At 68.0% G+C, this 24,708-nt stretch carries 28 protein-coding genes; 4 read left to right on the top strand and 24 right to left on the bottom strand.

The features are described from left to right. The 10 genes from ACZK39_RS15585 to ACZK39_RS15535 form a co-directional block, all read right to left on the bottom strand. Positions 1-774 (bottom strand): hypothetical protein, encoded by a 774-nt coding sequence (locus tag ACZK39_RS15585; RefSeq protein ID WP_463613855.1) that lies wholly within the window; start codon positions 772-774, stop codon positions 1-3. A gap of 3 nt (positions 775-777) precedes the next feature. Then, a complete protein-coding gene (locus ACZK39_RS15580; protein WP_463613854.1) occupies positions 778-1,110 on the bottom strand; it encodes a hypothetical protein in 333 nt (110 codons plus the stop codon). After that, positions 1,107-1,841, bottom strand: coding sequence for a hypothetical protein (locus ACZK39_RS15575; protein WP_463613853.1), 735 nt, complete (start codon positions 1,839-1,841; stop codon positions 1,107-1,109). Before ACZK39_RS15575 ends, ACZK39_RS15580 begins: the two co-directional genes overlap by 4 nt. After that, positions 1,838-2,008, bottom strand: coding sequence for a hypothetical protein (locus tag ACZK39_RS15570; protein WP_463613852.1), 171 nt, complete (start codon positions 2,006-2,008; stop codon positions 1,838-1,840). Before ACZK39_RS15570 ends, ACZK39_RS15575 begins: the two co-directional genes overlap by 4 nt. Positions 2,009-2,369: 361 nt before the next feature. Continuing rightward, the gene (locus ACZK39_RS15565; protein WP_463613851.1) at positions 2,370-2,789 is read right to left on the bottom strand and encodes a hypothetical protein; all 420 of its coding nucleotides are present in this window, start codon (positions 2,787-2,789) and stop codon (positions 2,370-2,372) included. Between the two features lie 373 nt (positions 2,790-3,162). Next, positions 3,163-3,939: a hypothetical protein gene (locus tag ACZK39_RS15560; RefSeq protein ID WP_463613850.1), complete on the bottom strand. Its 777-nt coding sequence runs from the start codon at positions 3,937-3,939 to the stop codon at positions 3,163-3,165. Between the two features lie 313 nt (positions 3,940-4,252). Next, a complete protein-coding gene (locus ACZK39_RS15555; protein WP_463613849.1) occupies positions 4,253-4,870 on the bottom strand; it encodes a MucR family transcriptional regulator in 618 nt (205 codons plus the stop codon). Positions 4,871-4,905: 35 nt separating this feature from the next. Then, positions 4,906-5,751, bottom strand: a complete 846-nt coding sequence (locus ACZK39_RS15550) for a nucleotidyl transferase AbiEii/AbiGii toxin family protein (RefSeq protein ID WP_463613870.1) — start codon at positions 5,749-5,751, stop codon at positions 4,906-4,908. Positions 5,752-5,765: 14 nt separating this feature from the next. Then, the gene (locus ACZK39_RS16770) at positions 5,766-6,323 is read right to left on the bottom strand and encodes a type IV toxin-antitoxin system AbiEi family antitoxin domain-containing protein (RefSeq protein WP_527252184.1); all 558 of its coding nucleotides are present in this window, start codon (positions 6,321-6,323) and stop codon (positions 5,766-5,768) included. 373 nt (positions 6,324-6,696) lie between these two features. Beyond that, positions 6,697-6,945: a hypothetical protein gene (locus ACZK39_RS15535; protein WP_463613848.1), complete on the bottom strand. Its 249-nt coding sequence runs from the start codon at positions 6,943-6,945 to the stop codon at positions 6,697-6,699. 633 nt (positions 6,946-7,578) lie between these two features. On the opposite strand from ACZK39_RS15535, the gene ACZK39_RS15530 reads away from it, so the two are divergent. The 4 genes from ACZK39_RS15530 to ACZK39_RS15515 all read left to right on the top strand — a co-directional run bounded on the left by ACZK39_RS15530 (position 7,579) and on the right by ACZK39_RS15515 (position 11,792). Continuing rightward, the gene (locus ACZK39_RS15530; protein WP_182784850.1) at positions 7,579-8,868 is read left to right on the top strand and encodes a hypothetical protein; all 1,290 of its coding nucleotides are present in this window, start codon (positions 7,579-7,581) and stop codon (positions 8,866-8,868) included. A 163-nt stretch (positions 8,869-9,031) separates the two neighbouring features. After that, positions 9,032-9,391 (top strand): Cd(II)/Pb(II)-sensing metalloregulatory transcriptional regulator CmtR, encoded by a 360-nt coding sequence (gene cmtR / locus ACZK39_RS15525; protein ID WP_182800757.1) that lies wholly within the window; start codon positions 9,032-9,034, stop codon positions 9,389-9,391. Further along, positions 9,388-9,990: a cadmium resistance transporter gene (locus ACZK39_RS15520; RefSeq protein ID WP_016997609.1), complete on the top strand. Its 603-nt coding sequence runs from the start codon at positions 9,388-9,390 to the stop codon at positions 9,988-9,990. Before cmtR ends, ACZK39_RS15520 begins: the two co-directional genes overlap by 4 nt. Positions 9,991-10,688: 698 nt before the next feature. Beyond that, positions 10,689-11,792 carry a PDDEXK nuclease domain-containing protein gene (locus ACZK39_RS15515; RefSeq protein WP_463613869.1) on the top strand — a complete coding sequence of 368 codons (1,104 nt, stop codon included), beginning with the start codon at positions 10,689-10,691 and terminating at the stop codon, positions 11,790-11,792. 29 nt (positions 11,793-11,821) lie between these two features. On the opposite strand, the gene ACZK39_RS15510 is transcribed toward ACZK39_RS15515, so the two are convergent. From ACZK39_RS15510 to ACZK39_RS15445, 14 genes are all read right to left on the bottom strand, one after another. Continuing rightward, positions 11,822-14,755, bottom strand: coding sequence for a tetratricopeptide repeat protein (locus ACZK39_RS15510; protein ID WP_463613847.1), 2,934 nt, complete (start codon positions 14,753-14,755; stop codon positions 11,822-11,824). After that, positions 14,752-15,135 (bottom strand): pilus assembly protein TadG-related protein, encoded by a 384-nt coding sequence (locus tag ACZK39_RS15505; RefSeq protein WP_463613846.1) that lies wholly within the window; start codon positions 15,133-15,135, stop codon positions 14,752-14,754. Before ACZK39_RS15505 ends, ACZK39_RS15510 begins: the two co-directional genes overlap by 4 nt. Positions 15,136-15,206: 71 nt before the next feature. Next, positions 15,207-15,632: a TadE/TadG family type IV pilus assembly protein gene (locus tag ACZK39_RS15500; RefSeq protein WP_182784607.1), complete on the bottom strand. Its 426-nt coding sequence runs from the start codon at positions 15,630-15,632 to the stop codon at positions 15,207-15,209. Positions 15,633-15,637: 5 nt separating this feature from the next. Then, positions 15,638-16,462 carry a hypothetical protein gene (locus ACZK39_RS15495; RefSeq protein WP_463613845.1) on the bottom strand — a complete coding sequence of 275 codons (825 nt, stop codon included), beginning with the start codon at positions 16,460-16,462 and terminating at the stop codon, positions 15,638-15,640. A 92-nt stretch (positions 16,463-16,554) separates the two neighbouring features. Then, the gene (locus tag ACZK39_RS15490) at positions 16,555-17,145 is read right to left on the bottom strand and encodes a hypothetical protein (RefSeq protein WP_463613844.1); all 591 of its coding nucleotides are present in this window, start codon (positions 17,143-17,145) and stop codon (positions 16,555-16,557) included. A 13-nt stretch (positions 17,146-17,158) separates the two neighbouring features. Then, the gene (locus ACZK39_RS15485) at positions 17,159-17,548 is read right to left on the bottom strand and encodes a TadE/TadG family type IV pilus assembly protein (protein ID WP_463613843.1); all 390 of its coding nucleotides are present in this window, start codon (positions 17,546-17,548) and stop codon (positions 17,159-17,161) included. Continuing rightward, the gene (locus ACZK39_RS15480) at positions 17,523-17,708 is read right to left on the bottom strand and encodes a hypothetical protein (protein WP_463613842.1); all 186 of its coding nucleotides are present in this window, start codon (positions 17,706-17,708) and stop codon (positions 17,523-17,525) included. The genes ACZK39_RS15485 and ACZK39_RS15480 overlap by 26 nt, the downstream gene beginning before the upstream one ends. A gap of 21 nt (positions 17,709-17,729) precedes the next feature. After that, positions 17,730-18,617, bottom strand: a complete 888-nt coding sequence (locus ACZK39_RS15475) for a type II secretion system F family protein (protein WP_463613841.1) — start codon at positions 18,615-18,617, stop codon at positions 17,730-17,732. Next, positions 18,614-19,498 (bottom strand): type II secretion system F family protein, encoded by an 885-nt coding sequence (locus ACZK39_RS15470; protein ID WP_463613840.1) that lies wholly within the window; start codon positions 19,496-19,498, stop codon positions 18,614-18,616. The genes ACZK39_RS15475 and ACZK39_RS15470 overlap by 4 nt, the downstream gene beginning before the upstream one ends. Continuing rightward, positions 19,495-21,018, bottom strand: coding sequence for a TadA family conjugal transfer-associated ATPase (locus ACZK39_RS15465; protein ID WP_463613839.1), 1,524 nt, complete (start codon positions 21,016-21,018; stop codon positions 19,495-19,497). The genes ACZK39_RS15470 and ACZK39_RS15465 overlap by 4 nt, the downstream gene beginning before the upstream one ends. Beyond that, positions 21,015-21,749: a CpaE/TadZ family protein gene (locus tag ACZK39_RS15460; RefSeq protein WP_463613838.1), complete on the bottom strand. Its 735-nt coding sequence runs from the start codon at positions 21,747-21,749 to the stop codon at positions 21,015-21,017. Before ACZK39_RS15460 ends, ACZK39_RS15465 begins: the two co-directional genes overlap by 4 nt. Next, positions 21,749-22,459, bottom strand: a complete 711-nt coding sequence (locus ACZK39_RS15455) for an SAF domain-containing protein (RefSeq protein WP_463613837.1) — start codon at positions 22,457-22,459, stop codon at positions 21,749-21,751. The genes ACZK39_RS15460 and ACZK39_RS15455 overlap by 1 nt, the downstream gene beginning before the upstream one ends. Positions 22,460-22,548: 89 nt before the next feature. Beyond that, positions 22,549-22,911, bottom strand: coding sequence for a helix-turn-helix domain-containing protein (locus ACZK39_RS15450; RefSeq protein ID WP_463613836.1), 363 nt, complete (start codon positions 22,909-22,911; stop codon positions 22,549-22,551). Positions 22,912-22,933: 22 nt separating this feature from the next. Then, complete coding sequence (locus ACZK39_RS15445) at positions 22,934-23,977, bottom strand: sigma-70 RNA polymerase sigma factor region 4 domain-containing protein (protein ID WP_463613835.1); 1,044 nt, start codon at positions 23,975-23,977, stop codon at positions 22,934-22,936. Positions 23,978-24,708 lie beyond the last annotated feature (731 nt).

The following is a 24,708-nucleotide window of genomic DNA, read 5'->3' as shown; positions in this document are numbered from 1 at the left end:
TCAGACGTCCCGCCACGTGAGCCAGCCCGCTTCGACGGCGAGTTCGGTGCCCGGCCACGTCGACGGCCCCGGCACCGGATGCGCCCCCGCCCCGACCAGCCACCGGTCTTCTCGCCAGGTCATGCGTTCGCAGTGCCCATAGGCCAGGCGGGCCTGGTCGCGGAACCTGTAGGTGATCTCCACCAACACACACACCACATGCCAGCCATCGCCGTCCGAGCCCTTCACCTGTCCCGCCGAGGGGATCACCGTCAGTGACGCCCCCGGCTCCAAACCTCCCGGCATCCTCCCAGCTGTCAAGAACGACTGAATCAACCCCGACACCGGCCACGACCCCGCCGAGCCAGTGGGGTCCTCGAACCAGGACTGCTGCACCCGCTGCGCATGCGTCAGGTCCATCGAGCCCAGGACGGAGACCAGGATCTCCCCCAACTGCCCCACCGCCCCCTCCGGCGTCTTCGGGTAGCCGGTCGGGATACCCTCCGCACCGATCTGGGCAACCAGCGGGATGTCGATCGTCGGCAGGGTGCCGAGGGCAGGGGTACCGCCCGTCGCATCCGCCGGCGACACCGCCAGCATCGGGGCGGCGGCGATCTCATCGCGCACCGAGACGCCACCGGCCGGCAGCGCCTCAACGACCTGCCCCGTCGTGGTGGGGGTCGGGTCATCGGCGACGGCGAAGTAGACGGCGAACCCCAGGCCGGAGAGCAGCAGCAACGCCACCGCCGTGACGGCGGCCAGCAGGGTCAGGTGCGCGCGATCAGGCCTCATCATGGTTTAGCGGGTGACGCAGCCGTCGCCGAGGAACCCCGACAAGATCCCGGGAATCACCAGGTAGAGCAGGGCGGCGCCGAGGACGACGAACACCCCGATCAGGCCACCCTTCGACACGTGGGGCATCGAGAACACCTTGCCCATGATCACCGCCGCGACCGCGGCCAGGATCCCCGCCGGGAACGCCACCCACACCAGAGCCCACGAGAACCAGCCCAAGAACTCATCGACCAGGACCTGCGCCCCCGCCGGCGCCACCGGGCACACCATCCCCCGCCCCTCCGCCGGCACCACCACACCTGACGCGACGGCCTCGGCTACAAACTGAACGATCATGAGATTTCCTCCACACACGACTTGATGACATCGACCGCGGACTGCAGCCGACGAGGAAGCGGATCGGCAGTAACCCCACCAACCCGAAAAAACGCGCATTCCGGCACCAGCAGGAGTCGCCCGTCGGCCGCCGCGGCACGCAGCCTCGGCCCACACACCGAACCGACCGGTTTGGGCAGCACCCGACCCGGGACACCGGTGATCGCTGGCACCACCCGCAGGCCGTCGACAGTGTCGAGACGGGCATTGAGACGCCGCACGCTCGGCACCGAACACGCCGCCACCACCACCAACACAGACACCGCCAGCAGAGGCTCGGCCCAAGCGCCGAGGTCGAGGACCGTGACCCCTGTGCTGGTGGCGGGGAGGATCGTGGCGTCGGGGTCGGTGCGGCGCTCCAGCCGCAGCCCGTCGCGGGTCCCGATACTCCAGCCATGCTGGAGGCCGAGTTCAGCCGTCGACGCGGCCGCCAAACCCGAGGTGTGCGGCACGCTGAGCTCCACCAGGCGACTCGCGCCGACAGCCTCGGCGATCGCCAACGCCACCGTGGTGGTCCCCACACCACCCGAAACACCGACCACACCCACCACCACCTCAGCCGCAGCCGGCAGCTCCGCCACTGCTGCGGCGGTCGTTTCGGGTTGGGGGGTCGGTTCGGTGGCGAAGATGCCTGTGTGGAGGGCGGTGTAGGCGGCGCGCAGCTCAGCCAGCGAGAACGTGGCCGTGGTCATCGCCGCGCCTCCAGGGCGGCCTTCAGTTCCTCCGGCGGAACGTCCAGCAGCTGCCGGCGGGCATCCAGCGCGTGCTGCAGCCGCTGTGTCCAGAACACCAACTGGTCGCAGGCCTCCGCCTCCCCCTTCGCAGCAACGATCAGCTGCTGCGTCTCCTCATCCGACATCGCGGTGGCCCCTTTCCCTGTCCTCGTGCTGTCCTGCCCTCTATGAACCCGGGCCAATCCCGGCCAGCGCGTAAACGAGTTCCAGCGACTCCACGCAGACAGGGAGCCCCTACGTGCGTGGCAGGAGGGAAGCCGGCTACCAGCGGCTGCTTGACCGTGGGAGTGGCAGGGCTTCTCCATGGAGAGGGCCGGGTGGGGGAAGCCAGCAACGTCGTGGGCCGGAGTGTCCAGAGCGCAGCAATGCCCGGCGAGCCGGCGTCAGGCACCGACCCGAGGCGGGCACTCCATCAACGCGCTAGGAACAATCCGGTGACCCCTGGCGTCATGCCGAAGAGGCCGTCTGTGATCGAAGCTAGGGCTCTCAGCACGGAGCCAATTCGGTCTCGGACAGTGCCGCCCGCCAACTCCCGTCGGGCATCTGTTCCATGAGGACCATGACCTTCATCGTCTGATCAGGCTGGATGACGCTCTCGCCGGGCTGGCCGGTGTCGATGTCGACGGTCTGCAGGTGGGCTGGGTCGAAGCAGTAGTTGATTTCAGAGGTGGTGACTCCATCGGTGTCGGTGGTCGGCTCAGCGATCACTGCGTCACGGAAGATCACATACCCCTTGCGGATCAGGTTGTTGCCCCGAAGCCGCGCAATGACCTGGACGGCATCGGTGGCCTCCTGGCCTGTGGAGACGAGCTGGATCTCCGTCAGATCGATCAGGTCGGGATTCCGGGTGAACTTGTCCATGGTGATCTCGTGGGTTTCCCAGGCGTCGCGGATCTCAGCCTGCACGCCAGATTCACCCGCCGGCTGATCGGGAAACCATTGGCTCACCGACAACTCCGCGCTCGGAGACAAGGCAGGGGTCGGAGACTGGCCAGGGGTCGGAGACTGGTCTGGGGTCGGCAGTGCACTGGAGGTGACTGGCGTCGGGGACGCGGCGGGGCTCTGGGTGGGCTGACCGGCAGCAGCGCAGCCAGCCAGGAGTGCACTCAAGGCGGTCATGGTCACGGCTACTACCGCTGCACGTCGTGGGTTCATGGTCTAGATCATCTCCAACAGATCGGTCACCGACTCGCCTCACCGATTCGAGCGGCGACCAATGTCGGTGGAACTCAGGGTCGGTGTGCAGCCCTCGATGTGCGCGGGCAGACCGACGAATGGGTCAGGCGGCGGTGCTGCGGGCTGCTTCGCGGAGGACCGTCAACGCCTTCCTGGCGCGGTACTGCAGCTGGTCGACGGTCTCTCCGGGCTGGACCAGCTGCACGCACGCCGACCGGGCTGTGATTCCCGCGCTGGACCGCGAGGTGATCCCGTCCTCGTGGGCGGTGACCGCCAGCGCGACCAGCAGATCCATGTCTTCGCGGCTGAGCCCCGCTTCGGCCACCGCCCACCAGTACAGGTCGGTGGTGTGCAGTGGCCTCATGTGCGCCCCGCGATGATTGAGGCGCTCCACTGCTTCGAAGTCCAGCGTGGCCCGATCACGCCAGATCCGCTCTGCGGTCTCTCCCCAGCCGAAGTCGCGGTCGATCGCTCGACCGACGCGGCGGGCGACCCCCTGCGGGATCCAGCCCTTCAGCGGATCGTCCCACGGATACTGCGCCACCTCGGTCCACAGATAGCCAGCCGCCACATCCTCCAGCTGCCTCACGTCATGGGTCATGGAGGCCCGCCGCATGACGGTGGCCTCACATGCGGGCAGCACCAGGAACACCAGCACCGCTGTCGCGGCGACCCGTGACTCCTCCACCAACGTCAGCCGGCCCAGAGCGAGGAACATCTCCCGGTCCTCCTGCCATTCGGCATCATCAATCCGCCACTGCGCGATCTCCCGGTGCGAGGCGAACCGGGTCAGCAGGGGTTCGGTCCTGGTCCACTGTGGCCAGGTGTCGTCGGCTGCCTGAAGTAGAGGGTCGAGATGGAGGGCGGCGCGCACGCTCATCGCAGGGGTCCTTTCGCGGTTGGTTCGCGATGAACCTCCCGCGGGCACCTCTCCCGTTCCCTACCCCCAAAGCCCGCCCCACGAGGGGTACGCCACCCCGATTCGGTGTTTGGCTAGGGGCGATGAACCTACCCCCGAAACTCACCCCGGGCCGCTGGACAGCCACGCTCCAAGGCATGAGCTAGGGGTGGTGCCACGTGCTCTGCGGGTCTCAAGGCCGCGCCGACGCCTACTGTCCCGGGGGGCCCTGGGGCGTTGTGATCGTTTCACCCACCGCGGTGGACAACGCTGTGCACAACACGGGTTGCGGTCCTCAGCGTGGGGTTCCCCAGTCAGGGCGGGGATGGGTGCGCGCCATCCATTTCTGACTACGACCCAGGACTGCGGCGATCTCCGCCGACGTGACCCGGCTCCGCTGCAGCGCCGCGATCAACGACCCAACTTCCTCGGGCGCCGCCCGCAGCAGGTCGTCGCGTTCTTCGCCGGTCAGGCGCCGCCACCGCGCCTTGACCGGTCTCGGCTCCGCCAGAGCCGTCTGGCGATTCTCAAGCTCAACTAGGCGCGTGGCGCGACAGTCGTCACACAGCTTCCCCGGCACCGTCAGGATCGTGCCGCACCGCCCACACGGATGCGCACGACGCCGCGGCCTACCCGCCGACACGACCGCCAGCGACTCCTCATCAGGGATCCCGTGCCGATCCCGATACACCCGGACCCTGAGCTCATGGGCACGGGCCAGATGGATACCGAGACTGGCGAACCGCTGCCCACACTCATGGCACAAGACCCCCTCGGCGGTGCGGTCCACCACTCCCCACACGCCATGGCCACTCGGGTCCCCAACCCTCAGATCGTCAACGGTCGGCAGCCCCAGACCCCGGCGGACCCTCCCCGCGTGGAAAACACACAGCAGATCAGCCGTCTGCGTCATGCATCCGAACGCCCCACACCGAGACACGCCCACGGTCACAGATCCTCCCGGGTGCTCGGAGGGCCGAAGATCGGGTCGAGGACAGCGGCCACCCGCGCGATCTGGTCGTCAAGGAGCTCGTCCGCGACGGCCTCGAGTCGTTCCTTGCGGCGCCACGCGGCCCACTTGGCCTGGGCAACCTGCCCGTAGCCCGCCAGCACGCGGCTGACCGGTTGGAGGATCACACCCCGGTGGGCAGCCACCGCCGCCGCGGCGAGGCGCAGATCGTCGCGGTTGATCCCCTGACCATCCAGCTGGACGATGTCGACGTAGTCGCGCCAGCGGGTGCTCGTGATCCCGCGCTCCAGGATCGTCACCCCCTTCTCCGCGATGCTGGTCTCAGCGGCATAGCCGAGCACCTCGATCGGATCACCGTCGACACGCTCGATGCGCACCATCCTCGGTGGCGGGACGATCGGATCCCCAGTGGAGACATCCCAGGCCGCGACACCTCGCCACACCCCGATCCTGGCCCCGACCCGCACCCGGAACCCGGGATAGTCAGCCTCCTCGCGGATCTCAGCCACCTCGATGCTGCCCACGTCGAAGACCACCCCATCGTCGAGCTCCATCGCGGCCACGTCCCGCACCACCTCCGTCAGATGTACCGGCGACACATCCGCAGAGATCGCGTTCACATCGACATCCTTGGTCGACCGCCGCCACCCGTACGAGGCCAGCAGGATCCCTCCCTTGATCACAAAAGCATCACCATGGCGGCTACGAGTCAGCCGATCCAGGAACGACTCCAAAACATGCCGGGTCAGATACTCCTGAGTCGGCGCCGGGCTCCCGGTCTTCGACGCCGTCGACCGCGCCGCCGCCTGCAAACGGCGGAACACCTCCTCCCCCGTACTCACGTCAACGCCTCCAACGCCGCCAACGTCGGCGCCTTCGCACGCGGCAACACGAGGGCCAGCTCAACCAGGCGGGCCGGTTTACCGCCCCGCCGCAGCCACTCCTTCAACGCATCCCGTGCCAACTCGTAGCCCACCTCCCCGCGGAGCCGGAACGCGTCAACGATCGACCGCTCCGCCGAGTACAACCCGATCCGCAGATCCGACCCCGGAATGAGCACCTCCACACGTCCCACACCGAACGTGTCACGGTCAAAGGAATGCCACACGATCGAACCGCCGCCGGCAGGGATCCTCGACCCACGAGGGATCGCCACATCCAACCCAGCCGGAATCGCGTCAGTGAGTTCATGATGGGCCAGCGCAGAGGCAAGACAGACCGTCGCATCCCGACGCCGCCTCGCGGCCTCAACCAGATCCCAGTCCACGCCCGCGTCATCAACCGGCACGTAGATCCCCCGAGCGATCCGCTCGTACCGCCCATCCCGGGCAGCCCGATACAAACCACTCCGAGACAGACCCACCTGGTGCGCCGTAGCCGGTGTCAACGTCCCCACCCCACCCACCCCCTTTGAAATGATCCGTAGACAGCTAATGCTACCTGATGACGGATCAGCTCAAGGGTTGGCTGTGCAGAACAGGACCCCGTGCCCTCGTCAGAGCGGGAGTAATCCCCGGCGCATACCTCCTGGACGAGTTGGGGCCCTTCCGAGCCCGCCTACAGATCCTCTGAGCCGAGCTTGCCTGATCCGTCATGGAGCCGACCGCTATATAGGGGTCCATACTGCGCCCTATATAGGCGCTACATAGGGGCAGCCAGGCTTGCACACACCAGCAGCCTGCGGCGGTCACCATCCACCCCACCCCCGAGCGCAAGCGACCCGCCACAGCGCACCGCGCCGACCGCCCAGTGCCCCGCGGAGGGCAGAGTCAGTTCGTCAACGGCTTCGACGGCCGGCGCTTCTCGTCAGCGAGTCCGCAGACCCTGGGGCGAGCTAGCAGGAGACCGGGATTCTGGGCGGAGAGGACATGTAGAAGCTCCGTCAGCAGGGTCTCGACGAGCTTGTCGACGTACTCGGGTGGATAGCTGACGACCGGATCGTCCACCACGCCGACGTCCTCACCCTCAAAGGCGCCAGCTACCGACTCCGCAACCGAGGCGTCGACCCTCCCCAGCATCCGCACCACCACCGAAACCCCCAGCTAAACTACCCACACCCGTCCAGTTTTCGCCCGTCGAAACCGACCAGTTTCGGGCGTCGTCCACACACAGGCCTCCGCCTCTCCGCGGTCACGATCAGCTGCTGCGTCTCCTCATCCAACATGCCACGGTCACCCCTTCTCTCTTGCCTTTGCTGGTCCTGCCCTCTTAGAACCCGGACCAGCATCAGCCAGCGCGTAACCGACGGCCTAGGACTTTCCTCGTGGTTCGGAGCTGCGGCCACGGCCTACGCGGGGGTAGCTGTGCGGGCTGTGCGGTTGGGCGGCTTCGGTGCGGGTGGCTGCCTCGTGGAGCACCCGGAGTGCGCGACTGACCCGGTACTGCACCGGTCGGCGGACTGGGCCGACCAGTGCAGATACACCGGGCTTAGTAGTCACACCGGCCTCGATAGGTGTCGGAGTGCTCCGGCACAATGGCTAGGTGTCCAGCCGAGCCCTTCCGAGCCTTCGCCCGATCACCGACGACCTCTCCGCTGATTGGGCAGCGCCGTGTCCCCGCCGCCTGCGGCCGTTCTCGGTTTCCCTCCGGGGCTCCCGGAGTCGTTCCACGCTGACCTCGAGGAGGTCTCTCTCACTAGCGGCAGATCACAGATGAGCGTCTCCAAGGTCAGCCCTGCACAGCGTCAGGATGAGGACTACACGCTGCGGTGGCCCCCCACGCTCTTGAAGAGGGAGCTCTCCCGAGAACTCAACCATCGCACCGTCAAGGACTGGGGAGAACGCTGTGAGCTGCTGCTGGAGCAGGCCTTCGTGAGCCGGCGTGCTGTGGACGACTTCCGAGCTCATCAACCAGAGCCAGCCGATCCCTGGGGCCGGTCGATGGTTTCGGCCGCGCCACGACTGACTGATCAGCAGCGCTGGCTGCAGCAGCTACTCAGCAGGGTAGACACGTTGCCCACTATCACCACCACAGCAAGACCGTACTTCTCCCAACGCCATGCGGTCTCGACAAGGACGGCTGCGAGGTCTATCGAGTCAGCGGCAGGGCTGTTCGTGAGTCTGTTCAGCGAGCTTGAAGACCTTGGCTACTTTGAGGAGACGATGGGGAAGGATTGCCCAGACGATCCCACAGCCGTCGACCCCGCTGATGCAATCGCGCTGAAGCTGTCCCGCCCTGGTTTGTGGCCCATCGATCCGGAGCTATGCCGCAAGGACCCGACGCTGCTGTTCGATCTGATCGAGGTTCTTCACGATCTTGTGTCTGCCCCTCGTGCCAGGTGGATGCACCCCTTCGGAGGTTGTGGCTGGCATCACGGTGACTACTCGGGTTCACGAGGTCAGGAGGTCTACAGGTGGCGCGTCAACAGGCTCCTTGAAGACTCGGCAGCAGACCTCTACCTCGCTGAGGCTGGGGAGGATCGCGGCCGTCTCGTCCATGTCCTCGATCCCGCACGTCACGAACTGATCGAGAAGATGACCGACCCAGCACGCGAACCTCGCGACGATGTCTTGCACGCCATCGCTCTCTACCGATCGCGAGGTGCCACAGTGCAGGACAAGACGTCCGCCAATCGGGCCCTTGCAGGTGTACTTGAGGAACGGCGGGCGCTGCTCAAAGACGTGCTGGTCACGAAGGATGAGTCCGCTCTGTTCGAGATCGCCAACAAGTTCTCCATCCGTCACAAGGATGCTCGCCAACGCTCTGACTACGACCCCGTGTTCCTGGACTGGATCTTCTGGTGGTACCTCGCCACAGTCGAGCTGACAACTCGAGTCCTCGACTCACGAGTGTCAGCAGCACGTGGCGCTACTGGCGTCGCTCAAGCTGCAAGGGTCGGCGACGACGCGCAGGGCGGGACGGGAGATCCACTCGTTACTCGCCCAAGAGGCCCGGCCCCGCACGGAGCCTGGCCATCTGTCGAGCAGAAGGAAACACCATGACCGATCAGGGACTTCTGTCGAGATGCACTGCAGTTTGTACGACTTCCCGCGTACCAGTTTGTGAATCGGGGTGCTGGCCCGCGATTCGTACAAAGTAGGGCGGCCGCCCTCAGCGGCTGACGCCTGTGACCGAGTGTTCAGTGCGCGCTGTATAGTTCAGTCCATGCTGACTATTGCTTCGCGTCTCGACGTGATGAACCGCCTGGGTCGTGCACTGGCCGACCCCACTCGATCCCGGATCATCTTGACCCTGCTCGACCATCCCGCTTACCCGGCGGAACTGGCCCGAGATCTGGACCTGACACGCCCGAACGTGTCCAACCACCTGGCATGCCTGCGCGATTGCGGGATCGTCGTCTCCGAGCCCGAGGGTCGTCGGACACGATATGAGATCGCCGATTCGCACCTGGCGCAGGCGCTGACGGCACTGGTCGATGCCACCCTGACAGTGGACGAAGACGCTCCGTGCATCGATCCCGCCTGCTCGCTTCCCGGATGCGACGCAGCTGGGGAGGGCGCATGATCCTCACCTCGGTCTTGCAGGCGATGGGCCTGTTCGCAGCGACCAACATCGACGACATCATCGTGCTCTCCCTCTTCTTCGCGCGAGGGGCAGGCCAGCGCGGCACTACCGCCCGCATTCTGGCCGGCCAGTACCTCGGATTCGCCGGCATCCTCGGTGCCGCGGTCCTGGTGACCATCGGTGCCGGAGCATTCCTGCCCTCGGCAGCCATCCCGTACTTCGGTCTCATCCCTCTGGGCCTCGGCCTCTGGGCCGCATGGCAGGCCTGGCGCGGAGACGATGACGACGATGACGACGAGGCCAAGGTTGCCGGCAAGAAGGTCGGCGTGTGGACAGTCGCAGGCGTCACCCTTGCCAACGGCGGCGACAACATCGGCGTCTACACCCCTGTCTTCCTCAGCGTGGAACCTCTCGCAGTAGTCGCCTACTGCATCGTCTTCCTCGCGCTCGTCGCGGTCCTGGTGGCCCTGGCAAAGTTCGTCGCCACCCGCCCCCCGATCGCCGAAGTGCTCGAACGCTGGGAGCACATCCTCTTCCCCATCGTTCTCATCGGCCTCGGCATCGTGATCCTCGTCAGCGGCGGAGCCTTCGGACTCTGACGTAGCGGCAGCGATCCAAACGGCCCCGACCGGGCGCACCCCTCTCGGTTCAGACCGCGACACCTACCTGCAGCCAGTCCTGCGTGCCACATGGTGCAGAGCCATGGGCATCCGCGAACTCTGGAACGCGCTTCGGTCCAGTCTCCAAAGCCGAGAGATGATCGACGCAGCAGACGCACTGGCCGCCAGACAGTGGATCAAGCGGAGACTCGCGGCCGCGAATTGTTGATGGTCGTCGCCGCGTCATACTCGGATCCGCGCACCCACGAACTACCCGCGGCCAAACCCGTGTAACGGTCGATTGACGCCCACTGCCGACATTCCTCGATCACCGGGCAACCCGAGCACAAACGCATGGCCGGCTCCGCCGCGCTAGCAGCCTCAGCCCCATCCCGCGCAAAACGGTGGGCCACCTCTGCCGCTGTCCAAGCATTGCCAGGGACTGCACAGTGGCCGAACAAGGCCAAGACTCCGGCAAGGTCAGCGGCCGTGCGTCGTCGATAGTCACGCATGACTTGCTGCGCACGCCACCGTTCACGATTGGCCCGGAGCCTCCGTCGCGGACTCATGTACTGAACTCTCGATGAGAAACCATGCCCAAAGTGTCGCTGACAACGGACGATGCCCCCAACTTTGTGATCTATATTATATAGAGGCCCGTTTATACAAAGTAGAGCGCATCTCGACAACTTCTTCCCCTGCCCGACGGCTACGCAGAACTGCTTGCTGAACTCAAGACCGCGGTCTCCCAGGCTCGCTGGAGAGCACACCGGGTGGTCAACAACGAGCTGCTTCAGATGTACTGGCGCGTCGGCGACGCCATCCTGACCCGACAGCAGACCGAGAAGTGGGGCGGCGGGGTGGTCGAGCGCCTCGCCGCCGACCTGCGTGAAGCGTTCCCGGACATGCGTGGATTCTCACGCAGCAACCTCTTCCACATGCGCTCCTTCGCGGCCGCGTGGGACCAAACCGCAATTGTCCAACAGCCTGTTGGACAATTGCCGTGGGGCCACGTCACGCTCCTGCTCACCAAACTCGACGACCCCCAGCAGCGCAACTGGTACGCCGCCGCAGCCAACCGCTACGGCTGGTCCCGCAACGTCCTGCTCAATCAGATCATGAGCCGGCTACACCTCAGAGAAGGCGCCGCGCCCTCTAACTTCCCGACCCAACTGCCGGAGGCGGACTCCGAACTGGCCCAGCAACTCACCCGCGACCCCTACGTCCTCGACTTTCTCAACATCGCAGGCCCGGTGGCGGAACGCGACCTGGAGCAGGCACTCATGGACCGGCTTCAGGACTTCCTCCTGGAACTCGGCCACGGGTTCGCCTTCATCAGCCGCCAGTACCACTTCGAGGTCGACCGAAACGACTTCTACATCGACCTGCTGTTCTTCAACTGGGCCCAGTCACGGTTCGTAGTTGTCGAGCTCAAAGTCGGCCAGTTCTCCCCCGAACATCTGGGTCAGCTCGGCTTCTACGTCAGCTGGGTCGACGCCAACCTCCGCGACCACGACCGGCACTCCCCCACCGTCGGGATCCTCCTGTGCGCAGGCCGCAACGACAACGTCGTGCGCTACTCCCTGGCAGGCACCAGCCAACCCCTCGCCGTGGCCGACTACACCTACGACTCCCTGCCCGCAGCACTGCAAGACCTCATGCCCTCCGCGACACAGCTCGCCGCAGCCGCCGACACCGCACTCAAACACATCGCTGACCTGAACCATGCCGAATCAGCACCCCCACACTCGACGCCGACGACTAACCCACCCCAAAGCCCAGTTATCGGGGAGGACTCTTAGCGTCGTCGTCTCCCGATCGTCGACATCAGCTATCCGGTCTTGAGCCAGTTCTTGCCGTTGAGGATGTCGGTGGCTCTGGGTGTGAGGTCGAGGTCGGCGTCGTCGCCGAGGGCGTCAGCGACGATCTGGCGGGCGGAGGTGGTGTGACCGTCGTGGATCATGATCCCGGCCAGGTCGAGGCGTGCGGTTTCGGAGTCGGGGTCGGCTGTGAGGGCGATGGTGGCGGCGTGTTTCGCGGCGTCGAGGTCACCAGCCTGGAGGTGACCGGTGACGAGGATGTGGGCGACGTCGGTGACTGCGCAGATCATGTGGTGGTCGACGCGGTCTCCGTCGATGAGCCAGGTCCAGCCGGCGGGGCGGAGCTGGTCGAACGGTCGGCCGGTTACGAGCTGGAGCGCGGTTTCGAGGTCTGCGATGCCGTCTCGGCCGCGGGCGAGGCCGCGTGCTCGGAGGCGGCGGAACAGGTCGGCGTCGACGAGGAGGTCGTCGACGAGGTAGAGGCCCACTCCCCTGGCTCTGGCTTGGGGGGAGCTTTTCGCGTCGGGGAGGTGGGGGGTTCCGGTGGCGGGGTTGGTGCCGAGCCATAGGCGCAGGGTGGAGATGACGGTGCGGGCTCGTTCGATGGTGATGCCGAGGGCTGCGGCGACCTGGTCGCCGGTCACGCCGTGCGGGTGGAGGGCGAGGTAGGCCAGGGCTTCGGTGAAGTAGGCCTTCTGCTTGGTCAGCGGCTTGCCGTGGCAGCGGGCTGTGACGGGGCCGAGGAGGGACAGGCGGGGGTAGGGGCAGCGCGGGGAGAACCAGGCCCGCACCTGCGCGTCGAGGTCCGGATCCCGGTCCTGCAGCGTCTCGGCGACCGGTTCCGGCACCCGGGGGGTGAGGGTGATGAGGTCGTCGGCGGTGACAGCGGCGGTCTCGATGTAGGAGTGGTCGGGTTCGGGGAGCACCGACTCGACCGTGTCGGTGCCGTTGTCGCGGTCGGCGCGATGCTCGGGGAGTAGGTTGCCGGTGACGTCGACAAGCTCGTCCGCCCTGGCTGGTTGGGTGTCGTCGCGGGTGGCGGCGGCGAGGAGGTCGGCGCAGCCTGCTGCTTCGTCTTCGGTGAGGCCGACGGCGGTGAGCTCGAACCCGTAGCCGCGGATTCGTCCGGCTGGTGTTAGCGCCAGATCTCCTCCGCTGGGTGTGAGGGTGAGGAGGGCGGTGCCGGTTTGGTGGGGGTGGTTCGCGATGAGCGCGGCGAGCTGCTCGAGGTCGTCTGATGGCTTGCCGGTGATGACGGCGGCCGCGGGCCAGGTTTCGTCGCCGGCCTGTGCGGCGCGGCCCTCAGACGCTGCCACCGCGTTGTGGGCGGCGCGTGCGGCGTTCGTGGTGGCGATGGTGAGGATCTCGTCGAGGTGGGCGTCGAGGCGTTCGGGGGACATGCCAATGACCTGGGTGGCGGGTCCCTCGCAGGCGATCCGAACCCCGTCGGACCAGGGGTTGATGGCGAGTTCGGCGGCGAGGTAGCGGGTGAAGTCGGCGCTCATCACCCGATCCCCGGACACCGTGACCAGGCCGGCGTGTTCGAGGTTGAGGAGCACGACCCGGTCGGCGGTGTCGGCGCCGATGGTAACTAGCAGCGGCCAGGGGCACGGCCGGTCCGGGACCAGGTCCCCGACGGTCTCCACGCGGGCGGTGTTGGGCAGCAGCCACCCGTCCCGGTCCTGCTGCCAGGGGGCGGGGAGCTGGTCGGGGGTGTGCACGACGATCGAAGCGTCGCGGGCGACGACGGCTGCGGTGAGGGCGGTGTGGGGGTCGAGGCGGCGCAGCACCTGGTCGAGGCGGGCCACCAGGAGGCCGGAGAGGCTCGTGGCCAGCTGCGCGGTCTGCTCGATCGGGGCCACCACCGGGTCTGGCGTGGCGATCATCCTCCCCGGTCGGCGGGTGCGGAACTGCTCCCTGCGTCGCGCGCCGAGCAGGGTCGAGATCCCGACGCCGAGGAACGTGCCGGCACCGAGGAGCCCAGCGACCTCCCACGCATACATCGGGGCATCGACGGTGTTGTCGGCGATGTCCACGGCGGTGGCTTCTGCGCGGAGCGGGGTCACCGGCACCGCGGTCGCGGAGGAGGCCGCCTGGGGTGCGGCAGACGCGGCAGACGGCGTGGCGGAGGGCGTGACCGAGGGTGTCGTCGACGGGGTGGCGGCGGGTGGCGTCGTCTCGAAGGGGGTGGTGTCTTCGGCGGGGAGCAGTGCGGTGACGGCTTCGCGGCGAGGAGTCTCCGGCTGCGTCTGGGTCTGGGGTGCCGGTTCGGCTTCGGAGGCTCGGGCTGGTTGGCCGGGGATGGTGAGGGTCCAGCCGACGTCGATCTGGTCGGGGTCCTGCAGGACGTGCCCGGTGGGCTGGGGGGTGCCTTTGTTGGCGTCGTAGAGCTCGGGCCACCGGGTGGGGTCGCCGAGGTGTTCCTCGGCGAGATCCCACAGGGTGTCGCCCTCGTCGACGACCACCGACTCCACTACTGGAGCTGGTGCGGTGGGTGGTTCGGGGCGGGGGTCCTGGCTGGGCAGCGCCACCGCCCCCGGCATTGCAGCGGCCGCCGGGACGGCGGCTGGGGGGATCTCTGGTTGGGTTGCGCCGGCGTTGAGGGGTGTGGCAATGAAGGCGGCGGCGGCCGCGACGACCAGTGCCCTGGCCAGGCCTTGCGGCATCGACGCGGCCGGCAGCCGCGGCGCTTTCACCCCGCGCAGCAACGCCACCGTCTCAATGAGGATGAGGATGGTGAGCCAGGCCCACAGCACCCACGCGGCGGCCCAGACCAGGACCAGCAGGAAGCGGCCGGAGTCGGGGGCCAGCAGCATCCCCGCGAGGCGGTCGAGGGAGGGGAGGAAGCCGGGGAGTTGTCCGAGTTGGATCAGCAGCCAGGGGGCGCCGGCGACGATCCCGGCGATGGCGAGGATGGCGGCGATGCTGCGGAGGGTGCGGGTCATTGTTCGGTTCCTCCGAGGACGGATTTCACGGTCGCCGTTCCGGTCTCCGTGACGCGCAGGGTGGTGATGCCGATGATGGAGAGGAACTGGCAGTCGTAGGTCCCGGTGACGGTGACGGTGATGGTGTCGCCGCCGCTGATCGCCGTGGTGCCGGTGTAGGGGGAGGCGGCGACGTAGGTGTTGGCGGCCGCGATGGCGGTGTGCACATCGGGGCGGGCACGGCCGGAGTCGAGGGTCAGGTGCTGTCCGCCGGCCCGGGCTGCTTCGTCGGCGACGGCGCGCGCGTGCTGGGAGGCGCCGGCGTGGCCGGCGAAATCGATCCCGATGCCGATGGTCACGATGAACGCCACCATCGCGACCGACACCCACACCGACACCATTCCCCGCTCCCCACGCCGACGTCCATGCCCCTGAGAACCCCGACCGGGGCGGGTCAGCGCGTGACGGGGGTTCATCGTCTGCTCCGGTAGGTGTCGACCGGCGAGGATTTCGTGGCGGTGAGGGTGCGGGTGGAGGGGAAGCCGGGGAGGCCGACCTGGAGGTCGACGGTGCAGGTCACGGTCACCGACACAGTGGCCGGGGTCCCCAGGGGTGCGCGGAGGCCTGCGGCGTTCACGGCGACGTTCGAGGTGCGGCAGGTGGTGCCGGACTCGGTCAAGGTGGAGGCGGCCACAGCTCGTGCGGAGGCGGTGGCGGTGCCGGTGTCGCGTTCGAGGGAGGCGGCGCGGGCGGCCTGGGAGGCGGCCGAGTCCACCGTCATCTGCGCCAACGCTCCGGTGGCCAGCACGACCAGCAGACCCACCATTCCGAGCAGGACGGGCAGGATGATGGCGGTCTCGACGGCCACCATCATCCCCCGCTCACCATCACGCCTCATCGTCGTCAGCTTTCGGGGGTGACGACGTTGACGACCTGGACTTCGGCGATCCGCAGGGTGGCGGTGTCGGACAGCTGCGTGGTGATGGTGCCGCTCTGTCCGATGCCGGACCAGTTGACCACCCAGTGGGAGGTGGCGGTGATCGTGTACTCGCCATCCTTGGAGTACATGTGGCCACAATCTGGCGATGGTTCGTTGTGGACCCAGATGGAGCGCCAGGGCTTGCCTTGGCCGCAGGTGATGGTGGTGCCGTCGCCCATGTCCCACACGACCTTGTCGACCTGGCCGGTGGCGGTGACGGTGTAGCCGGCCTCCGACACGGACTTGGTGATGGGCCCCCACGTCGACGGGGTCGGGTTGGCGACCCACATCCAAGCATTCCAGCCGACGTAGCCGAGGTCGCGGGGTGCGCGTTCGGCTTGTTCGGGGAAGGTGCCCATCCGGATCGCTTCGAGCTGCATCCGCTCCACCGCCCGCCTGGCGAGCTCCGCGGGATCCGGCGGAGCAGCCAACTGCGCCGCAGCCGCCCACAAGTCCCACGTGTTGCTCCACCCACCCTCAGTGCCGGTCCGGCACTCGATGATCGTCCCGGTCGTGTTGCCCTCCCAGACTGGGTCGGTCAGTGGCGGCTGGTAGGGCTTGACGCGGGCGTAGCACTGCAGGTCGGGCCGCCAGGCCAGGCCCCACTGGATGCAGGGCAACTCCGACCCGCTACCGGTGAAGCAGCCCGACGGAGCCGAACCGCCACCGCCAGCACTCCCCTGCCCGCGGCCACCACCCCCCGACGAGCCGGGCACATTCACCGACACCACGATCGTGTCTTCGTTCAAGAAGGCGCCGCCGGAGCCTTCTGCAGAGGCTGGCCGAACTGATGCCCCGACGAGGAGGGTTCCGAGGACGACCAATACCGGTAGGACTCGTCTCAGCATGATTCGACCGCCTCACTCTGTCCTCCGTTGATCCGCCAGCTGTTGCCGACCTGGACTACGTCGAGCCTGAAGTCGACGAAGCGCAGGCGGGCAGGGTCGAGGACCGAGTTGCCCTCAGCGTCGACCATGTCGCTGCTGGTGCTGTCGCTACACACGCGGACTTCCACGGACTTGACGCCTCCGGCCTCCACCACCGGACCCACCCCCTTGTAGGTGTACGTGCGCTCGCCGACTTGGACGATCCCCTTACTGCGGTACTCACCGATGACCTGCGACTCTGCCGAAGTGTGCGTCCCTGTTGTGATGTCGGCCACCTGCTGAAAGTCAGCCTCCAGGTCGCTCCGGACCGCGTTGAGTGCGCGGAAGTACTCCACCGCTGCCGCTTGGGCGGCTTCTTGTTCGGGGGACAGGGTGCTGGTGGGCGACGGTGAGGCGGTGGGGGACGGGCTCGGTGACGGCGTGATCGAGGGTGTCGCGGCCGGTGTGCTGGCCGTCGGTGACTGCGTCTCCGCCGGCTCTGGGGTGCAGGCACCGAGCAGGAACAGTGCGGCCAGGGCCGCGGGTGCGAGTCGTGTGATCATCATCTCTTCGTCTCCGTCAGGATGGGGTGAGTCGTTGGGTGGGTGAGGTGGCCGTGACCTGGATGGTGACGGGGAAGCCGGGGATGACTTGTAGGGCGGTGCCGGTGATGGTGACTGTGGTGAGTCGGGCGGCGCGGTGGGCGGTGATGTGGAGGTTGTCCATGGATCCGTTGCCGGCGGCCGTGAGGGCTTTCGATTGTCCGTTTCCTGCGGTGGCGTTGAGGGCTGCTGCGGCTCTGGCTCCGTCTTGTGCTGCTGCCTGGGCTGTGGCGTGTGCCCAGGTGAGCATGGCCCACTGCATCGTCAGCCACAGGGCGCTGAGGACCAGCGGGAACAGGATGCTGGCCAGGACGGAGGAGCTGAGGCCCCGCTGGTCCTGGTCAGGAGGGGAGGTTGGCCTGCACATATGAGGTGAGCGCGGAGATGAGCATGACGGCGATCCCAACGGCGCCCGCGAGGAGGATCGCGTTCTCGGTGGCCTGGGACAGGCCCCGCTCATCGCGGACCCGGACACGCGTGGTGTGGGTGTGGAGGGCGGCGGTGAGGTAGCAGTAGAGAGCAAGCATGGTGGGTTTCCTTTCGGGTTGTTAGATCATGCGGAGGACTGCGGGGACGACCAGGGTGATCGCCAGGACGAGGACGAGCAGGGCGACGGGGACGGCGATGCGTTCCCCGTCAGCGTTCGCACGCGAGATTTGTTGGTTGAGGGTGGCGTTGCGCATGGCGGCGCCGCGGGCTCGCAGTGAGGAATAGACGCGGGTGCCGTCGGCGCCGGCCAGGCGCATGATGTCGGCCAGGTCGACCAGATCCGTGAGGTCGTAGTGGTGGCCCATGTCCGCCAGCGCGTCCCACGGGTTCTGCCCGGTGTACTGGGTGCGGCGCAACACGGTGGCCAGGCGTTGGAACACCCACGAGTCGCCGGTGTCGGCGGCGCGGAGCAGGGCTTCGGGGACGGTGGCGCCGGAGAGCCGCTCCAGGGCCACCATTTCCACGAACGCCACCAACGCGTAGGAGAACTCGTCGCGGGCCTTGGCGGCTTGGTCGCGGAGCTCGCTGTTGGGCAGGAACCACATGATCGCCGCGAACCCGATCGAGCCGAGCACGGGAACCGCGACAGGGATCGGGAGCCCGAACATCATCGTCGCGGCGCTGATCACCGGCACGACAAGGAGCCCGAGGATGCCGGAGATCAGCTTGGAGCCGTAGAACGCCGCCTTCGTGCGTCCCAACAGGGCAAGGTCCTTCTCCGGTGCGACGCCCCAGATGACCGCGGGAAGGTGGCGTTCGGCCCAGCGGCCGAGCCGCACCTCCGCATCCACAGCCGGCCCGGTAGGTGTGTCGAGGCTGATGCGAGGTTGGAGGCGACCGATCGCGTCCTTCAGATGAGTCGGCGCCGGAACGAACCCGGCGACGAGCAGGATGAGGCCGGCGGTGATCGTGGCACCCGCGAGCATGGCCAGCTGCAGCGCGGTCATCGCACACCACCCCCCTGCTTCACGGCAGCGTCAGCATTCGTGAACTGAGGGGTGACTGCGGTGCCGATGAAGCGGGGCAGGGGTTTGGCGGCGGAGATGCGGCCCATCCACACCAACGCGGCCAGGTACAGGGCCATGAACACGGTCAGCAGGACCTGACCCAGCGGGGTGCGGTAGGGCTCGACGTAGCTGCCGGCCAGGAACAGCCCCCCGAGGAGGAGCGCGGAGATGATGGTGATCATGCGGGCGGCGGTGCGGGCCTTCTGCTGCTCGGTTTCGACCTGGCGGCGGGCCTTGACGTCCTCGTCGATCGATTCCGCGAGGCCCTGCATCGCGGACGCGACACCGGGGCCGCGGCGTTCCGCGGCGAGGATCAGGGTGGCGGCGAACAGGTCCCCGGTCGCATCATCCAACTCGTCAGCAAACAGGCGCAGCGCGGTGGCGGTGGCGACGTTCGCGCGGACCCGTGCCGCGAGGCGGCCGATTTCGGGGGCCAGCGCGGCCGGGGCGGAGCGGGCGGCGTGCAGGATCGCCTGCTCCAGGCCGCGGCCGACGGTCAGGACGCCGCCGAGGGCGCGGGCGAAGTCCGCCAACGCGTTGAGCCGCTCGATGCGGTTCGTCGCCCGACCGGTGACCATCTTGTAGATCATCACCGAGGCGGCCGGTGCGATGACCAGGGCGACGAGCCACCCGGTCACCACCGCGATCAGGGCGCCGGCGGCCAGCCCGGCGAGAGCGACGACCCGGACCTTCGACAGCCGGCGGCGCAGCCGGAGCCGCGGCGCCTTCGCGGGGGTGACGGGGTGGGGGGTCAGCGCGTAGATCAGGCCGAGGATGCCGGCGACGATCAGCGCACCAGACAGTGCCGCCAGGACGGTCATGGGCGGGTCCCCCGTTCGGCGTTGAAGCCGGCCAGGTCGAACCCGAACCGCTCCAGGACCCGGAACCTGGGGGGCAGGATCTGCGCGGTGGCGCGGTGGCTGCCCGGCTCGGCGGCGAAGATCGTGGTGGTGGCATAGCCCTTGGCGTCCTCGCCCGGTTCGACGGCGATGATCTCGGACACCCAGCGCCGTTTCCGCCACGTCCCATCGGGCTGTTGGACGGATTCGACCTGGAGTTGGACGATCACATCGATGTCCTCGGCGATCACGTTGAGCGCGTACTCGCGGGTGATGTTGGCGCCCTCCTGCGTCGCACAGGTGACAAGCTTCCGGATCGCGCCCTCAGCGGTGCGGGCGTGGGTGGTGGACATGGAGCCGGACCCGGACTGCATGCATTTGAACATGGTCACGATCTCCGAGCCGCGGACCTCACCGACGATCGTGTAAGACAGGTTGGCCCTGAGGGAGTCTTCGAGGGCTTCGCGGACGGTGTACTCGCCGGCGCGGCGGCCGTTGAGGCCGATCTCCCCGGAGCCGGGGTTGGCCTGCCACTCGTGGACCACCTGATGATCCCCGGTGTCTTTGAGGTACAGCTCGTATTCGGTTTCGATGGTGCCGATCTGCACATGTGCCGGGAGCTCGTGGGCCAACGCGCGCAGCATCGTGGTCTTGCCCGTGCCCTGGTCCCCGGAGACCACCAGCGACATGCGGGCCTGCACCACCGCCGACAGAAACGACGCGGCGACGGATGAGAGGGAGCCGAGTGCGACGAGTTCGTGGAGGCCGGCGTCGATGAGGCGGTTGCGGCGGATGATCACCGTCGGCCGTGACGTCACCCACGCTGAGGCGAACAGGCGGGCGCGGTTCGGTAGCGCGAGGTGGAGTTTGGTCGCGGCCTCGGAGAACTCGCGCGGTTTGGGTTGGTGGGCGGCCATGAAGGTCAGGTACTCGATGAGCTGCTCATCGCTGGAGGCCACCGGCGCGGCGGGGACGAGTTCGCCGTCGCTGTTCTCGACCAGGACGTTGTCGAAGCCGGAGATGATGACGTTCTCCACCGCCTCGTCATCGAGATAGGGCTGGAGCCGGCCGAGGCGGAACACGGCGTCGAAGAGGGCTTGGGCGAGTTGGTCCTGGTGGTCGAGGGTCCAGGTGAGTTGGCCGCGGACGGTGGAGGCGCGGGACTCCTCCTCCAGGACCAGGGCGATGATCTCCCGCCCCACGTCCTCGCGCTCCGCGGGGTCGGGGTCGCGCTCCGACAGTTCCGCCGAGACGCGTTCGCGGAGCGTGTCGACCAGGTCCCAGTCGATCTCCCCCGCCAGGCGGCGCTGGACCCGGGGTGCCAGCGCCGGCCGCACCAGCTCCGGCGGCGTGGTGGGCTCGTGCTGTGGGGCTTGGCGGCGTGGTTCCTCGGTGAGCATGCGGAAGCTGCCGCGGGTACGGCCCGCCGGTGGTGTCGGTTGGGTGAACAGGGCCAGGGTGGCCGGGTCGATCTCGGCCGCGGCCTGTAGTGCGTCGCTCATGCGGAGGCCCCCGTCAAGGCGGTGATGGATGTGGTGTGGAGTTCCTCGCCGGCCTGGCGCAGCGCCTTGCGCAGCTTGAGGCCACGCTTCGGCTCGGGCTGGCCGTGGCTGAGGACGTTGGCCTCCTCCGGCGCCCACGGCAAGGTCACGCTGACGTCGCGTTTGATCACTGAGGCGACAGCGTGGGCGGTGTAGGGCCGGTTCGGGCCGATCAGCAGCCCGCGGACCGGGGCATCCGAAGGGATCTCCGCGGCTGAGACGGCCGCGACCGACGGCAGATCAGAACGCATGACCAGCAGGAGCTCGTCGGCGGCCCGGGCCAGGGGGGTGGCGAAGTGCGTGTGGCCGAGGCGGCCCAGATCGATCAGGACGTCGACGCCGAGCTGAGACAGCACCCGCAGTTGCGCGGCCAGCGCGGGCCACAGATCGCTGAGTCCGCCGGCCTGGGCGGCGCCGGCGGGCCCTGGGATCAGGGACGCGGTCTCCGACAGGCGCAGCGGCAACTCGCGGACGGCGGCCTCGAGGGCGCCCTGGCGGTGGGCGGACCAGAGTTCGACCAGGGTGCCGGGATGAGCCACGGTGCCGCGGTAGTAGCCGGCCAGGATCGCCGACCCGCCCACGGGGTCGGCGTCGACCAACAGCACCTGGTTCGGCCACTCCAACGCCAGACCCAGCGCGGTGGTGGTCACCCCAGGCGAACCCGCGGCAGAAGTCAACGCGTAGACAGCCATCAGGTGTCCCGGCTGTCGAGGACCAGGGCCGCGCGACCCAAAGCGGCAGCGGCAGCCGTCCGCGGTGCATCATCCTCCGCGACGTCCACCGACACCGAGACCTGGCCAGAAGCCTCGTCGCGGGCGGTAGCCACCACCACCGCAGGAATCACCACGTTGACCGTGCACTGCGCCGTCGAGGCGCCGTCAGGGGTGTCGATGGTGCCGGACTCCCCCGCCGCGCAGGCGTAGGCGGGTTCGGTGAGGATCACCCGGACCCGGTCCCCGACCTGCAACGGGACCGCCGGCTCCGCACCCGGCGGAAGAGACAACCCGACAACGGTGCGACCCGACGACGGGACCATGGCCTCGACGCCTGCGGTCGGGCCGACGAGGGATCCTGCTGCGACATCGTGGGCGGCGCGTTTCCCCAGCAAGGCGGGCAGCTCGTCGGCCTGGAGGTAGGCGAGTTGCTGGTTCGGGGCGATCGCGACGGTGGTGAACATCTCCGCGGTCATCACCTCACCCCGGGCCACGGGCACGCGGGCCGCGACCGCCTCGACGGTGGAGCCGGTCGACCAGAACACCAACGCACCCCCGGCCGCGCCGAGCAGGATCAGCAGTCCCGCTAACACCGCGAACAGCGGCCGACGCTGCGCACGGGCGGCCGGCGCCGCCACGATCGGCGGCCTCGCCGCGGTCTGGTCGTCTCCTGTTGGAGGCATCGTCATGGTCACACTCTCTATCAACCCGGGCACAGTGGTCCCATGGCGTAAACCTAACCCATACGTATTTCTATCACTAGTGACTTTTGGTCACTTCAAGGGAGGGTGGGGACTCCGTAGAGCTCCGCCAGCCGATCCGCGTGCTTCGCCCGCGGCCTGTGAGCCCCCGACTCCCACCGCCGCACCGTGCCAGCAGCAACCCCCAGCTCCGCAGCCACGTCGTCAGGAGTCAAACCACGCCGCAGTCTAAGAGAACGCAGGGTCACCGTCCCCGCCTCCTCCACGTCGATCCCAAGCAGTGAACACACCGCCGCCCAGGTCGCCGGATGAGGCGTCGAGCGACCGTGCTCCCACGCCGCGACCCGGGTGCCGTCAGCAACACCAACCCGCTGGGCCAGCTGCGCCTGGGTAAGGCCCGCGGCCAGCCGTGCCTCACGGAGCCGCTCTGCCACTGACATGCCCACAGGATAAGGGCCTGAATCACCGCGACACCCCCCGTGCACCCTGGGCGGGCCGACCGCCCCGATGCTCAGGTCTCACCGCCACCGACTCCCCCGCCGGGCCCTCCCCTGACTGCAGCACCTGCGCCAGGAGCCGCAACGTCACCGGACCCGGCGCCGCCGACGTCGGCGAGGGCTGATACTCCTGCCCGGCGAGGTAGCGGGCGGCAAGAAGCCTGGTCCCCTCGCGGGCATCACGGTGGGCGGTGGACACCGACGATCCCGTCTCCTCCCCCACCACAGCCAGCGTCTTGGGCTCACCAGCCAGTCCCAGACGACCCGCCATCACCTCACGCAGCCGACCCGGCAACCCCTCAACCAGCTGCGCCACACGCTCACGCTCCTGCCCGAGCAGCACCACATCTTCGGGTGGAACACTGACTGGACCCACGACGCGGTCCAACCCGCTGGCGAAGTCCCCGATCCGGTCACTGACCACCTCCCGGCTCTGTGCCCGACGGCGGTTGCTGTCCCAGAACGCGTAGCCGGCGTGCTGGAACGCGAACGACCCCCACGGCGCGCGATGAGGGTCCCACGTGTCCACGATCTCCGCCATCCGCAGCGACGCCTCCGCCACGTACTCGTCACGCGCATGGACCTGATCAGGTGGGATCTTCCTGCTCCAATGCTTGGCCGCCGCCACACCCGAGGCCACGATCGCCGCCCGCGCCAACCGACCCCGGTCCACCAGGGCATCCAGCTCTCTGGGCGTCGCGCCTGCCACCAAGGCCTGGGCCTCCGCGACGCCCGACCTGGCCGCCGCCGCGATCACCCCAGCGTCGCGTTGCCCCGCGAGCTCGACCAGAGCCGCGCGATCCTCGATCCTCGGCCTCTCCGGGTCCGGCGACGCACTCCTCGGCTCTCTCACCTGCTGCGTCGGACTCGTGTCCGCAGTGAACTTCACCGCCGGGCCCACGCTCGGCCCCACCGGCGCTCTCACCGTGGGCTCCGGCTCACTGAGCCGACGAGGCTGGACGACGGCAGCCAGATCACTGCGCTGCTCCAACGTCACAGCACCAGCCACCAGGCCAGACTCCACCCGCATATCAGCAGGCGTCACCGCCAACGCGGCCGCCAGATTCCCACCAAAACCCGTGACCAGGAGACCGTGAATCACGTCTACACCCCTCGACCCCCTGGCCGCGCTTTGGAGCTCCATAGCGGCGGCATCCAACCGTCCAACCCCGGTCTGACGCGGCAGCATCCGCAGCCACGCATCATGGGCATCAATCCAGGCGTTCCGACTATCCACCATGGCAGTCAGCAGCCGTTCATGGCCGACTCCATCGGCGACCTCCAGACCATTCATCAGCTCCACGGCTGAGGCCAGCAGCAACTGCTGCACCCTTGCCGCAGCCAGCGCTTCCTCCGGTGCCATCGCCGCGGAAGATCCAGCCACCGCTTGTGACCATCGCCGAAGCGCATCCTCAAGACTCCCGGGGGGAGGCGGGGACCCAAGCAGACTGCGCTCGATGCCAGCCAACAGCAATCGGTTCGCTGGGTCGGCCTCCCGTGACGCTGCACGCGTCACGTACAGAGCCACCAGGCGCAGCTCCTGCCGTTCTGCCTTGGTCAACGGTTCGTCGAGCCTCTGGCTCAGGCCCATCGCCGTCACCATCCGCGCACCCTCGCCCACCGACCCTGTGGCCAACAGTGGGACAAGAGCAGACGCTTGACGCATCGCTGGATCGGACCCATGAAGGATCTGATCGCATCGGCGCACCACCATGGCCCACACACCCAAGGGCAGTGCGC

Source organism: Tessaracoccus luoxuelianae (genome assembly GCF_055326245.1).
The sequence above is the reverse complement of the archived record's forward strand: the minus strand, read 5'-3'. Positions and strand labels throughout refer to the sequence as shown.

Coding starts and splice junctions, on each gene's coding strand:
- ACZK39_RS15480 (WP_463613842.1), bottom strand. CDS start 17,708: ATGCTTGCTCTCTACTGCTACCTCACCGCCGCCCTCCACACCCACACC.
- ACZK39_RS15530 (WP_182784850.1), top strand. CDS start 7,579: ATGAGCGTCTCCAAGGTCAGCCCTGCACAGCGTCAGGATGAGGACTAC.
- ACZK39_RS15575 (WP_463613853.1), bottom strand. CDS start 1,841: ATGACCACGGCCACGTTCTCGCTGGCTGAGCTGCGCGCCGCCTACACC.
- ACZK39_RS15585 (WP_463613855.1), bottom strand. CDS start 774: ATGATGAGGCCTGATCGCGCGCACCTGACCCTGCTGGCCGCCGTCACG.
- ACZK39_RS15570 (WP_463613852.1), bottom strand. CDS start 2,008: ATGTCGGATGAGGAGACGCAGCAGCTGATCGTTGCTGCGAAGGGGGAG.
- ACZK39_RS15450 (WP_463613836.1), bottom strand. CDS start 22,911: ATGTCAGTGGCAGAGCGGCTCCGTGAGGCACGGCTGGCCGCGGGCCTT.
- ACZK39_RS15490 (WP_463613844.1), bottom strand. CDS start 17,145: ATGATGATCACACGACTCGCACCCGCGGCCCTGGCCGCACTGTTCCTG.
- cmtR (WP_182800757.1), top strand. CDS start 9,032: ATGCTGACTATTGCTTCGCGTCTCGACGTGATGAACCGCCTGGGTCGT.
- ACZK39_RS15460 (WP_463613838.1), bottom strand. CDS start 21,749: ATGGCTGTCTACGCGTTGACTTCTGCCGCGGGTTCGCCTGGGGTGACC.
- ACZK39_RS15560 (WP_463613850.1), bottom strand. CDS start 3,939: ATGAGCGTGCGCGCCGCCCTCCATCTCGACCCTCTACTTCAGGCAGCC.
- ACZK39_RS15580 (WP_463613854.1), bottom strand. CDS start 1,110: ATGATCGTTCAGTTTGTAGCCGAGGCCGTCGCGTCAGGTGTGGTGGTG.
- ACZK39_RS15470 (WP_463613840.1), bottom strand. CDS start 19,498: ATGACCGTCCTGGCGGCACTGTCTGGTGCGCTGATCGTCGCCGGCATC.
- ACZK39_RS15535 (WP_463613848.1), bottom strand. CDS start 6,945: ATGCTGGGGAGGGTCGACGCCTCGGTTGCGGAGTCGGTAGCTGGCGCC.
- ACZK39_RS15455 (WP_463613837.1), bottom strand. CDS start 22,459: ATGACGATGCCTCCAACAGGAGACGACCAGACCGCGGCGAGGCCGCCG.
- ACZK39_RS15510 (WP_463613847.1), bottom strand. CDS start 14,755: ATGACCCGCACCCTCCGCAGCATCGCCGCCATCCTCGCCATCGCCGGG.
- ACZK39_RS15520 (WP_016997609.1), top strand. CDS start 9,388: ATGATCCTCACCTCGGTCTTGCAGGCGATGGGCCTGTTCGCAGCGACC.
- ACZK39_RS15485 (WP_463613843.1), bottom strand. CDS start 17,548: ATGTGCAGGCCAACCTCCCCTCCTGACCAGGACCAGCGGGGCCTCAGC.
- ACZK39_RS15465 (WP_463613839.1), bottom strand. CDS start 21,018: ATGAGCGACGCACTACAGGCCGCGGCCGAGATCGACCCGGCCACCCTG.
- ACZK39_RS15555 (WP_463613849.1), bottom strand. CDS start 4,870: ATGACGCAGACGGCTGATCTGCTGTGTGTTTTCCACGCGGGGAGGGTC.
- ACZK39_RS15475 (WP_463613841.1), bottom strand. CDS start 18,617: ATGACCGCGCTGCAGCTGGCCATGCTCGCGGGTGCCACGATCACCGCC.
- ACZK39_RS15500 (WP_182784607.1), bottom strand. CDS start 15,632: ATGAGGCGTGATGGTGAGCGGGGGATGATGGTGGCCGTCGAGACCGCC.
- ACZK39_RS15505 (WP_463613846.1), bottom strand. CDS start 15,135: ATGGTGTCGGTGTGGGTGTCGGTCGCGATGGTGGCGTTCATCGTGACC.